The following is a 12,215-nucleotide window of genomic DNA, read 5'->3' on the forward strand; positions in this document are numbered from 1 at the left end:
CATTTTAATCAAAACTTAAAAAATCTAAAAATTGTGCACTCAAATTACTAAATTAAATGTACTCTGAATTACGCTACAATAAAAATGCGCAAAAGGAATAAATGGCCATTACTTTAAAGATATAAACTCGTGGGGTGAATGTAATGAAAAAAATGAAAGCGTTTCTATCCGGTACCTTAGTTTTGATACTATCCATTGCACTTTTAGCCGGCTGTTCAAGCTCAAGCTCAAGCGAATCCAAAAGCACTGGATCATCTAATTCGAAAAAAGTTACCATTACCATGTTGGTTTCTGGTAATAAAGCAGCATCAGGTCAAGATTTTGAAGTAGATATATTACCAAAATTAGTTCATAAAAAGTTCCCGAACATTACATTAGAGGTACAAAAGCTTCCTGATGATCAATATACGACATCTATTAAAACAAAACTGGCTGTAAACCAGGCTCCCGATATTTTCCGCGTCTGGCCAAGAATGGCAAATGCAGCTTCTGTTATGGACCTAGGAAAAGGCGGATATTTAGCTGATCTTTCCGATCTGCCATTTATGAATAACCTTTCTCAAACAGTAGTAGATGACATGTCATACAACGGAAAAGTTTATGCAATTACTAAAGGATTTGATATGTTAGGTACTTATTACAATAAGGACCTGTTCCAAAAAGTTGGAATTACTGAAGTACCTAAGGATTGGGATGCCTTCCTTGCTGCTTGCCAAAAATTAAAAGATGCAGGGATTACTCCTATTGTGATGGGGGATAAAGATCCTTGGGTGATCCAGTTTGGTTTATATCAAATTGCAGCAAATACTGTTTATGCGGACGACAAAGATTTCGATACTAAACTTCAAGATGGAAAGGAATCACTCAACGGTCCTAAATGGCAAAAAGCGGTTGAGATGTACCAAGAACTATACAAAAAAGGATACATTGCCAAGAATACTCTAGGGCTAGGCGGACCACAGGCAATTCAAATGTTTATCGATGGTAAAGCTGCTATGACATTAGATGGTACATGGGACTACACCCCATTAACAGCGAAAGGTGCAACTGAATTTGAACGCGGTTTCTTCCCACTACCTGCAAACGAAAAAGGTAAACCTGTCTATCAAGCAGCAGCTACAGCAGCTGGTTGGGCAGTTAATGCGAAATCCGAAAATGTTGAGGCAGTAAAACAAATTCTGAACTATTGGTTTGATGGTAAGTCTGACTTATTTAAAGAATGGGTAAAAACTTCGTCTTCAATTGTTGCCTATAATGGAGTTCCATTAACGAACGAATTATATAAAGATGCTTATGATCAATATACAAGTACTGGTAACGCCATCTATTTCGCTAACCAAATGTGGCCAAGCGGTGTAGATGCAACGTTAGAAGCAAAATTTGCTGAGATTATCGGTGGACAATCAACAACTCCAAAAGACGTAACAAAAGCAATGCAGGACAAATTCGACGAGCTTTGGAAAAAGTAGAAAGCTGAAACAACTTAATTTACCGGTATGAAAAAATCAAATTGAGGTGGGGGTATTTCCCCACCTTAAGTAAATTTTGGAAAGGAATAAGATACCATGAATTCTACAGTCATGAAAAAATCAATGTATTTATTTGTTTTGCCAGCATTGATTGTATATTTGACCTTTTGGATCTTTCCCATTATAAGACTTTTTCAATATAGTTTTACAGATTACAACGGGGTACAGCAGAATTTAAATTTTATTGGTCTGAATAACTATATAAAAATATTCAAAGAGGGAATTGCGGGTTCATCCATATCAAATACTTTGATATATACTTTACTCTCAACCGTTCTCGGCAATATTATTGCACTATGTCTAGCTTTTGTTTTGGACTCGAAAATTAAAGGATTAGGTTTTTATCGTACAGTAGCTTATATACCTACATTGTTTAGTACGATTGTTGTGGGTTATATCTGGTCATATGTTTACATGCCGGACTCTGGTCTGCTTCCAACCGTATTATCTTGGTTTGGCATACACAGTGAAAATTTGAACATTCTTGGAAATTATAAGACTGCACTATATGGTATTACCGCGGTTGATATTTGGAAAACCGTTGGTACCAGTACAATAATATTCCTTGCAGGACTGCAGACTGTTCCACAAGAATTGCTGGAAGCTGGAAAAATTGACGGTGCGAATGGTTGGCAATTAACAAGATTTGTTCGTTTGCCTTTATTAGCTACATCTATTACCATCAACGTTACTTTAAGTATCATCAATGGTCTTAAAGCCTTCGATTATTCTTTTATTATGACAAACGGCGGCCCAGGCAGGTCGACTAGTACATTAGTTTACGATATTTTTAGAATGGCATTTACAGAAGGACAGTATGGTAAGGCTGCAGCATTGGCAGTAGTATCCTTTGCCATCATAATAGCCATAACTGTATTCCTCGTGACGAAATTAAATAAGAGGGAGGTAAATGTATGATGAGTAAGTCAGCTGTTCAAAGTACTTCTTATGATATGGTCATTAAACAGAATGTTGTTAAGAAAAGAAAGTCATTAGTCAAACAAATTTGTTACCAATTAGGAATTACAATCCTAATGTTTTTAAATCTATTACCACTATTAATCGCTCTTTCAAGTTCATTACGGACACCAGATAATATGACGAATCCATTAAATTTATTTTCACAATTTAGCCTGGAAAGTTACAAGAATGCTTTTGAGCGCATGCATTTTCTTCAAGCATTGATGAATAGTGTTCTGTTAACAGGAGTTTCCGTTATTGTAGTGGTGATTTTTACATCTATGGCAGCCTATCCAGTTGCAAGAATGAATACTCGGTTGAGTAAGTTTTTATATATCTTTTTTCTTGCTGGGCTAGTTGTTCCGAGTCAGATGGTTATCATTCCAATCGTTAAAACATTCAATGCATTAAGTATTCCTAGTGGACAGTTAACATCGATTATCATGTTTATCACGTGTAGTATCCCTTTTTCTTCATTTTTATACTCTGGCTTTATTAAAAGCAGTGTCCCAATTGAAATAGAGGAGTCAGCTCTTTTAGATGGAGCGGGTTTATTTCGAAGGTTTTGGCAGATCGTGTTTCCACTGTTACTACCTGTTACAGTTTCTGTGGTCATTACTCAGGGGGTATGGATTTGGAATGATTATTTTTTTAACATGATTTTTATCAACAAGGCAGATTTAACGCCATTACCACTAGCCATGTTGGGCTTTATGGGTGACCAAACAAACCCAACTGCTTGGAATGTTCTCTTCGCAGCATGTTTCCTTTGTGCTTTACCACTTTTAGTTATCTTTGCCTTTTTGCAAAAGTTCTTTATTAAAGGTTTAGCTGTAGGTTCCGTGAAGGGTTGATTTGACGATATGAAAAGTAATTTAATAAACAACTTAATTGAAAAAAACGGACCATAGACAGATTGGTCCGTTTTTTAGCTTATGTTTTTATTAATCTTTGGAACACATAGTTTAATGGTTGTACCTTTATTTACTTCACTTTCAACAGTTAACCCATATTCCAAACCATAATAAAGTCCAATCCTGGAATGCACATTCTTTAGACCGATGCTTTGTTTGTTTCTTCTCCCAAGCTCTGTAAATTTAGGTTGTTCCTGTAATGATTTTTTTATTTTATTTAATTTTTCACTATCCATACCAACCCCATCATCTGCTATTTCAAAGACAATTCGATTATTGTTCCCTTCATATGCCCTTAAAGTAATGCTACCTTTCATTCTTTTGCTTTCAAGTGCGTGAAGGATTGAATTCTCAATTATTGGCTGGAGAATTAGTTTGAGAATTTGATAAGTGTAAATCTCAGTTGGAATTTCAAGTTTAAAATCTATACTATTGTCATATCGGATATTTTGAATAGTTATATAATTATTTACATGATTAAGTTCATCTGTAACATTAACTAATTCACTGTCTGTTTTAATGCTATATCTGAACATATCACCAAGGGCTTTCGTCATTATCGATATACTTTCAACCTCTTCAATCTCCGCAATACTATTGATAGATTCCAGTGTATTATACAGAAAATGTGAATTGATTTGGGCCTCTAATGATTTCATTTGTGAGTCTAACGTCATCAATTTATTTTGATAACTTTCTTTTATATACCTGTTTATCGCTTCAATCATATTGTTATATTCGGTATAAAGGATTCCGACCTCATCTTTGCGTTGCAGGTATTTATTAGTAGAAATAGGTTTCAGTTGTTTGTTTGTACGCATAATTCTACTTAGCTCAATCGTCGGTCGTGTAAGTTGGTTTGATAGGACCATGGAAAGCAAAATAAAGATTACTGCACAAGTTATCGAAATGTAGATGATTAGTTTCTCCGAAAGGTTGTACGGTTTATATAATTCATTGATAGGGATGGAAGCAACAATATCCCAATCATTATCCGGAAATGATTTTATTACTGTTAGATTCCCATTTTTAACTTCTTCTTTATTACCTAGGGAGTTATTTGAAATTTTGCTTTTCAAGTAGTCAGGCAAGGGTTTTCCAATACTGCTCATCCTGTTATCATAAATGATATTTCCTGTGTCATTTACTAAATAAAGATTGGTCATATTTGGGATGATATCGTTATCTAGGGCTTTGAAAATTTTAATGTCACAATCCAGCATTAAAACCCCAAGTAATTTATGTGAATTGAAATCGTAGATTGCTCGAGCAAATGTGACAGAAGGCTGGGCATTAATTATAAAAGACTTTGTTGATACATTACCTACATAAAGTCCACCTTTCTTTTGAAGTGTTTGTTTATACCAAACATCATTGAATGGGACATAGCCAAAGTGTAGATCCGTATTGTTGTTAGTGTAACTAATTGAATTTCCATCAGGAAGGAATAGATAGATCCCATTAATATAGTCGTTGCTTAGTATCAAATTATTAAAGAAAAACTGCATGTCCCTTCTTGCAAGATATATATCGTAGGGACCGACTTCTTTATTGTTAATCAATTTGTACAATTGGTCAGCAACCGTGGGGGATCCAGGGACTGTTGAGAATTGTTGAAATGTTAATGTTATCCGGTTAATATTTTGATAGATACCGTCGATTTTTTCTAATGAATTACTTATTGTATTTGAGGTAACGACAGATACTTGTTGATTTACAAGCTTAGTATAGCTTCTGTAAGAGTTAATTGTAACGATAATAATAGGAATAATAGAAATCACAATGAATACAAGGAACATTTTTGTTCGTGTTGTAAGAGAATTCATGGTTAGCCTCCAAAAGAATATACCAAAATAAAGTATATAGTAATCATTTTAGAAAATAATAGGAGAATTAAAAAGAGATAGCCAGTATTCCGGCTATCTCTTTTACATCATTCGATACTCTTCCGGGGTGTAACCGGTCACCTTTTTAAAAACTCTGAAAAAGTATTTCGTATTATCATAACCTAATGTTTTTGCAATTTTATAGACTTTATCTGAGGAACTTTTTAACAGGTGCTTAGCTTTTTCAATCCTTATTCTATTGACAAAATCATTAAAATTTTCACCAGTTTTTTCTTTAAACAAGTAACTGCAGTAACTTGGATTGATAAAGAACAACGTAGCTATTTTATTAAGCGTAATTTCCTTATTGTAGTTTTTTATAATATACGTTTTTATATTGTCAATGAGGTTTTCCGAACCATAAATATTCTTTTCTCGAAACACTTCAGTTAAGCTAGGTAAAACTTGGAAAAAGTATGATTTAATTGACTCAATGTCAAATACTGTTTCCAGCATGGAATCAAAGCTAGAGGAAGGAGAATCTTTCGTTATCGTGTCAAAGTAGTTTGAAAGCATATTTCTTACTTCATGGATTAGATCATTACATAAATTCTTTAAAGATAAAATAGTCAAGGAAGGTATTTCGCATATAAAGTTAAAGTAATCAGTAGTAAGTTCAAGAACCTTGTCGGAGTGGCCTGACTCAATGTGAAAAAGCAATTCATCGGTTTTTTCCCAATTTGCAATTTCAAATGTCGTTTGTCCTTCCTTGTAAAATAATATGTTATTTATGTCCGTAGCTAATCTATTATTTAATGCAGAAATTGTTTCTGTATACGCCTCATTTAACTGTAATAATGTCTTTTTTGTTTTGCTGATTCCTAGATATAGACTGTCTTTAGGAATCACATTGCTAATACTTTCGTAAAGCAGATCGCTTTTCAATGATATAAATTGTTGAAGATCTCTGACATTCTTTTCATAGTATAAAAGAAAGAAATATATATTATCACTATGGGTATTTTGTATGTTAATAAAACCGTTAGTCCTTATGTTTTGAATTAGTACTGAATCATTTAGATAATCAACGAGACTGATAGTTGAATAAAGTGTAAACAATATAAATTGGTGACTTTCATCAAAGTTTTGAAATTTGGTAGATTTCGGCTCAAAATTTTTCGAGATACCTAAGATTATATTATTTAAAATTTGTAAGTCAGACTGGTATTTTATCTCTTCCTTTTCCGTCTCAGTTGTTTCCAACTTTTGTTGATAGGCGCGTTCCTGGTCAATCAAGTTTATGGCTTTTTGTAAGGCTGAATGGATTTCTTCACGATTGAAAGGTTTTAATAAGTAACCGACAACTTTTGCGGAGATGGCTTCTTGCATATATTCAAAATCACTGTAGCCGCTTATGACAATAATCTTTTTTTCAGGGAAATTATTTTGAAGTGTTTTTAAAAGAATTTTTCCGTCCATTTCTGGCATTCTCATATCAGTAAATATAATATCAGGATTTACTTTTTGAATTAATTCCAAGGCATCGATGCCATTGTCCGCCTCACCAACAAATTTAGCTTCCTCTGAAAACGCTTTTAATTTTTTTAACATTCCTCTCCTAATTAGAGGTTCATCGTCTATGATGATATAGGTGTACATGGAATCAACCCCTTTGTTTATCAATCACAATCAGTCTATTATAACTACCTAAAAATAATATACTCTAAAGACAAAATAAAGTACACTGCCAAAAACGTTATAATTTTATTAGGAACATTAACAAATTAGGAAAGAGCTATGTCTAGTTTCAAAAAGATGGAGGGTGGTACAACGATGTTGTCTACAGAAGGCCTTTTATATCGTATCTGTATTTGGATTTATCACGTCACACTTTTAAACTTTCTATTTCTAATTACCTGTATACCAATAATTACAATATTTCCTTCTTTAGCGGCTGCTTTTGCGGTTTCGAGACAATGGATAAAAAAGAATGATCCACCTATCATTTCAACTTACTTTATATTATTTAAAGAAAATTTTAGACAAAGTATGATAGTGGGTATCTTTATCATGATATTTGGTTTATTACTTTATGCCGATTTTCATATTATCATTCAACTGCACTCGACCGTAAAATTAGCTTTATATTTGTTTTTTTGTTTCATGATGGTTTTCTACGTAGCTATCATTTTACACGTGTTTCCGTTAATGGTTAATGGCTTTTATTCAAGTAAACAGTTACTGGTGAATGCTCTTAAATTTAGCTTTTATAAATTCCACTTAACTCTATTAAATATGATTTGTATTTATATGTTATTTTTTATTGCCTATAAGTTTCCTGTAATATTCGTCTTCTTTTTTTCTAGCATTTGTATATTCCTTACTTATTGGCATATAAATAAGAAATTTGTCATTTTGGAAGCTTTGCAGAAAAATTGATGTCCATAAAATAGATTCATTCTTACAATGGGAGGTAGTATAGCATGCTAAAACTGAAAACGCTGACATGTGAATACAGAGATTTATTATTGGGGACGGATCTTTCTCATCCGAGGTTTTCCTGGAAACTAATTTCTGATAAAAATCATACGATGCAGGAATTCTACCAAATTCAAGTCTCTTTAATGGAGAATAGATTTGAGTACCCAATTTGGGATACAGGAAAATATAAATCAGAGGAATCTATTCATATCCCTTATACGGGACCTGATTTAAATCCCAAAACTCGTTATTATTATCGTGTTCGTGTTTGGGATAATTATGGATGTGAGTCAGAATGGAGCAACATGCACTGGTTCGAAACCGGGTTAATGTCATCAGATAATTGGCAAGCAAAATGGATTTCTCCCGACCCTAATTTCTTTGAACTAGACTCAAAACCTATAACAGTATTCCGAAAACCATTTCAGATTGAAAAAAAGGTCCTGTCCGCTCGAATTTATGCAACAGCTGCCGGGCTATATGATCTTTACCTGAACAATGAAAAGATTGGAGATGATCTCTTCGCACCTGGTTGGAGCAGCTATAAACATCGTCACCAATACCAGACTTATGATATTACTGACAAGTTGTCCCTTGGTGAATTTGTTATCGGTGCCATGGTCGCAGATGGTTGGTACAAAGGAGAATTAACCTGGCTTTCAAAAAGAAATATCTATGGTAAGGAACGAGCGCTTCTTTTGCAATTACACATTGTATTTGAGGATGGAACAGAAGAGGTGGTAGTAACGGATGCAACATGGAAAGCATCGACTGGTCCGATTCTGTTATCAGAGTTTTATACGGGTGAAACGTATGATGCACGATTAGAGATAAGGGATTTTCTAAATGAGGATTATTCAGTATGGAAAAAGGCAACTATTTGTGATCTTCCATTTAACCAACTTGTTGCCCAAGAAAACTGGCCAACAAAAGTAACGGAAATCATTACTCCTACTGCGGTTATTAAAACTCCTAACGGCGAAACCGTCCTCGATATGGGGCAAAATATGGTCGGAAGAGTTCGGATGACTGTTAACATACCGACAGGCGAAAAGCTTGTTTTATACCATGCTGAAGTATTGGATAAAGAAGGAAATTTCTATACAGGTAATTTACGTAAGGCTAAGCAAAAGGTTGAATACATTTCCAACGGTAGTGGTCCAGTTTCATATGCAGCCCATTTTACCTTTCAAGGCTTTCGTTATGTCAAAGTAGAAGGTATTGATACCTTATCTGAGCAAGAATTGTTAAACTCCTTTGTTGGAGAGGTTATTCATACTGATATGCCACGAACAGGGTATTTTGAGAGCTCAAATGAACTAGTCAATAAATTGTATAACAACATTCTCTGGGGGCAAAGAGGAAACTTTGTCGACGTCCCAACCGATTGTCCGCAACGTGATGAGCGTCTCGGATGGACGGGAGATGCACAAATTTTTATCCGAACGGCAGCTTACAACTATCAAGTAGCCCCTTTTTTTACCAAATGGGTTAGAGATCTAAAAAGCGATCAAACGGCAAATGGAACTGTTCCATTTGTAATCCCTGACGTTTTAGAAGACTACATTTCCGGTATGTGGGGGGATTATAATTTTACTTCTTCAGCATGGGGAGATGCTGTAACCATTTGCCCTTGGACTTTATATCGCACGTTTGGCGATAAAAGATTACTAGAGGAACAATATGAAAGTATGAAAGCTTGGGTTGACTATATTCGAGCCCAGGGAGCCAATCCATATCTTTGGAATACAGGATTTCATTTCGGTGACTGGCTGGCGCTTGATGCGGAAGTAGATTCTTATTTTGGAGCTACACCTGAACAATTAGTAGCAACCGCCTACTACGCTTATTCCACTCGAATCGTAAGAGATGCTGCACAAGTCTTACATATAGCGGAAGATGTTAGAAAATATGATCAGCTTTTAGGTGGAATTATTCAGGAATTTCAAAGAACTTTTATTTCAACAGAAGGAAAAATGAAAGCGAATACCCAAACAGCACATATCCTCCCATTGGTATTTAATCTAATAGATGGGAAGGTTCGTGAACAAGTAGCTGCAGACTTAAATCAATTGATAAAAGATAACAACTATCATTTATCAACAGGCTTTGTTGGAACACCTTATTTGTGTATTGCTTTATCAGAAAATGGCTACCATGAAACCGCTCTTCGTTTACTCTTACAGGAAAGCTATCCTTCTTGGTTATTTTCTGTTTTACAAGGTGCCACTACGATTTGGGAACATTGGGATGGTATCAAACAAGATGGGTCTTTCTGGAGTGACGATATGAATTCCTTTAATCATTACGCTTATGGGGCAATAGGGGAATGGCTGTACCGATATGTAGCTGGGATTGATCTTAAAGAAGCTGGCTATAGAAAAATAAAAATCCAGCCACATATTTCTGATTATGGTCTGTCTTCGGTAAAATCTTCATTGGAATCTCCTTATGGAACGATTCTTTGCTCCTGGGAAAGGAAAGAAGAAATCACCAATATAAATGTGGAGATACCTGTAAACTCAAAAGCCGAGATTTTGTTAAAGGATATTAGTAAAGATAAGATAACAGTTCAAACTCTCACTCCGGATGAAGAGAATATTTTGGTTTCAGACACACTAGATGGTTTAGTTTATTTAGTAGGATCTGGTTGTTACACCTTCCAGCTCAAAATGGGAGATTTGCCCTCACAGTTGCAAAGTGCAACAAAATGATAGTCTGAAACTCTTTAAGAATAGGGGATATCGGTATGAGTATTCAAAAACTAAAAAACCAAGTGATAATGAGAAACGAAAAATTTATTGAAACTGCAGAACAGTTGAAGCCACAATTACATGAAACAATTGTGAAACCTTCTTCGATTGTACAAATAAAAGCAGCTTCAGAAGTTATTCATGGCTGTAAGTCTGAGGTTATTGCTCCGGCTTCCTCTCTGACAGACAGTGAGTATGGAAAAAAAGATTCCGTTGTTTTAGATTTTGGCGATCATCAGGTTGGCTATTTAACTATTAAAATTCGTCCCGCTGGCAGCCCGCCGGATGCACCGCTCAAATTAAAATTGACAATTGGCGAAATGCCAGTTGAAATGGCCGAGCCATTTGAGAATTATAACGGATGGCTCAGCAGTTCATGGCTTCAGGAAGAAACAATTTTTGTGGATGTATTGCCTGCTATTATATCACTGCCGCGTCGGTACAGCTTTAGATATGTAAAGTTTGAAGTTTTGGACACATCACCAAAGTATAAAGTGGTGTTTGAAAGTATTGAATGTAAATCTGTAACATCAGCAAATTTAATTGAAGTCGAAAAGATTTCACACGAGGATAATGAACTTCAAAGAATGGATGAGATTAGCCTAAAGACACTTGCAGATTGCATGCAGGATGTGTTTGAAGACGGACCGAAACGTGACCGACGACTTTGGCTCGGTGATTTACGACTACAGGCTCTGGCAAACTACCAAACTTTTGGAAACAATGAGCTTGTGAAACGGTGTCTTTATCTCTTTGCAGGTGTCCCTGATGATAATGGCAGGGTTCCGGCTAATGTCTTTGTTGCTCCACAGTTGATTGCAGATGATACTTATCTATTTGATTATTCATTGTTCTTTGTTTCCACATTACATGATTATTATTTTGCGACAAGTGATGTCGAGACTTTAAAAGAGCTTTGGCCGACTGCCTATTGTCAGGTCGAGCTTGCACTTGAAAGACTTGATGAAAATCATATCTTAATGGATACTCCCGATTGGTGGTCGTTTATTGATTGGCAAGAAGGATTAAACAAACAAGCTCCGTCTCAAGCAGTATTAATTTATACCATTAAACAGGCAATCCGTTTGGCAGAAGAACTAAAACTACCTGAAAAGGATTGTTTTGAAAAACAATTGGAAGTAATAGTAGAAGCAACGAGAACCCATTTGTGGGATCAAGAACAACAGTTTTTTATCAGTGGCTCTGATCACCAAGTTTCTTGGGCAAGTCAGATTTGGATGGTGATGGCTGGAGTATTGACGAAGGAAGAAAATACTAAGCTCATGAATCGTCTTTTTGCTGAAAATCCAGTGGTTGGTATTGCCACACCTTACATGTATCATCATTTAATAGAAGCATTAATTGTTTCTGGAGAAAAAGAGCAGGCCATCACTGAAATGAAAATCTATTGGGGTGGAATGATAAAGGATGGAGCTGACACCTTCTGGGAATTATATGATCCTAAAAATAAAGATTTTTCTCCATACGGAAGTCATTTAATTAATAGCTATTGCCATGCTTGGAGCTGCACACCCACATATTTAATTCGCAAGTATAACTTGTAAGAGAATAAAAGGGCAATCACGAATGTAATGGTTGTCCTTTTATTATCCTTTTTATCCCCCAAAAAAAGCATACATTAATCAGAAAAATCTGACACTATCAGACTGCCAAGTTGTGCTTTATGATATTAATATAGGTAACCGGTCCCTATTTTTGTGTAAAATGGAAACGCTTTAAATTTTTGGGGGA

General features: G+C 35.2%; 8 protein-coding genes. 6 read left to right on the top strand and 2 right to left on the bottom strand.

Annotated elements, in window-relative coordinates; all coding sequences use genetic code 11:
* Window positions 1-143: 143 nt before the first annotated feature.
* From L1999_RS07300 to L1999_RS07310, 3 genes are all read left to right on the top strand, one after another.
* Entirely contained in the window at window positions 144-1,469 is a 1,326-nt protein-coding gene (locus L1999_RS07300) for an ABC transporter substrate-binding protein (protein ID WP_235742945.1), read from the top strand.
* 96 nt (window positions 1,470-1,565) lie between these two features.
* The gene (locus L1999_RS07305; protein WP_235742946.1) at window positions 1,566-2,447 is read left to right on the top strand and encodes a carbohydrate ABC transporter permease; all 882 of its coding nucleotides are present in this window, start codon (window positions 1,566-1,568) and stop codon (window positions 2,445-2,447) included.
* Window positions 2,444-3,343 carry a carbohydrate ABC transporter permease gene (locus L1999_RS07310; protein WP_235742947.1) on the top strand — a complete coding sequence of 300 codons (900 nt, stop codon included), beginning with the start codon at window positions 2,444-2,446 and terminating at the stop codon, window positions 3,341-3,343. The genes L1999_RS07305 and L1999_RS07310 overlap by 4 nt, the downstream gene beginning before the upstream one ends.
* 74 nt (window positions 3,344-3,417) lie before the next feature.
* Here L1999_RS07310 and L1999_RS07315 read toward each other — a convergent pair whose 3' ends face one another.
* Window positions 3,418-5,229: a sensor histidine kinase gene (locus L1999_RS07315; protein WP_235742948.1), complete on the bottom strand. Its 1,812-nt coding sequence runs from the start codon at window positions 5,227-5,229 to the stop codon at window positions 3,418-3,420.
* Between the two features lie 102 nt (window positions 5,230-5,331).
* Complete coding sequence (locus L1999_RS07320) at window positions 5,332-6,888, bottom strand: response regulator transcription factor (RefSeq protein WP_275677430.1); 1,557 nt, start codon at window positions 6,886-6,888, stop codon at window positions 5,332-5,334.
* A 174-nt stretch (window positions 6,889-7,062) separates the two neighbouring features.
* Between L1999_RS07320 and L1999_RS29825 the strand changes: the two genes are divergently transcribed.
* From L1999_RS29825 to L1999_RS07330, 3 genes are read left to right on the top strand one after another with little or no spacing between them, the layout of a single operon-like run.
* Window positions 7,063-7,668, top strand: a complete 606-nt coding sequence (locus L1999_RS29825; RefSeq protein WP_430540007.1) for a YesL family protein — start codon at window positions 7,063-7,065, stop codon at window positions 7,666-7,668.
* 44 nt (window positions 7,669-7,712) lie between these two features.
* The gene (locus L1999_RS07325) at window positions 7,713-10,424 is read left to right on the top strand and encodes an alpha-L-rhamnosidase (protein ID WP_235742950.1); all 2,712 of its coding nucleotides are present in this window, start codon (window positions 7,713-7,715) and stop codon (window positions 10,422-10,424) included.
* Between the two features lie 35 nt (window positions 10,425-10,459).
* Window positions 10,460-12,028, top strand: coding sequence for an alpha-L-rhamnosidase-related protein (locus L1999_RS07330; RefSeq protein WP_235742951.1), 1,569 nt, complete (start codon window positions 10,460-10,462; stop codon window positions 12,026-12,028).
* The last annotated feature ends 187 nt before the right edge of the window (window positions 12,029-12,215 follow it).

This window comes from Neobacillus drentensis, assembly GCF_021560175.1.
In the GTDB taxonomy this organism is placed as follows: domain Bacteria; phylum Bacillota; class Bacilli; order Bacillales; family Cytobacillaceae; genus Neobacillus; species Neobacillus drentensis_A.

Coding starts and splice junctions, on each gene's coding strand:
- L1999_RS29825 (WP_430540007.1), top strand. CDS start 7,063: ATGTTGTCTACAGAAGGCCTTTTATATCGTATCTGTATTTGGATTTAT.
- L1999_RS07315 (WP_235742948.1), bottom strand. CDS start 5,229: ATGAATTCTCTTACAACACGAACAAAAATGTTCCTTGTATTCATTGTG.
- L1999_RS07305 (WP_235742946.1), top strand. CDS start 1,566: ATGAATTCTACAGTCATGAAAAAATCAATGTATTTATTTGTTTTGCCA.
- L1999_RS07310 (WP_235742947.1), top strand. CDS start 2,444: ATGATGAGTAAGTCAGCTGTTCAAAGTACTTCTTATGATATGGTCATT.
- L1999_RS07320 (WP_275677430.1), bottom strand. CDS start 6,888: ATGTACACCTATATCATCATAGACGATGAACCTCTAATTAGGAGAGGA.
- L1999_RS07300 (WP_235742945.1), top strand. CDS start 144: ATGAAAAAAATGAAAGCGTTTCTATCCGGTACCTTAGTTTTGATACTA.
- L1999_RS07330 (WP_235742951.1), top strand. CDS start 10,460: ATGAGTATTCAAAAACTAAAAAACCAAGTGATAATGAGAAACGAAAAA.
- L1999_RS07325 (WP_235742950.1), top strand. CDS start 7,713: ATGCTAAAACTGAAAACGCTGACATGTGAATACAGAGATTTATTATTG.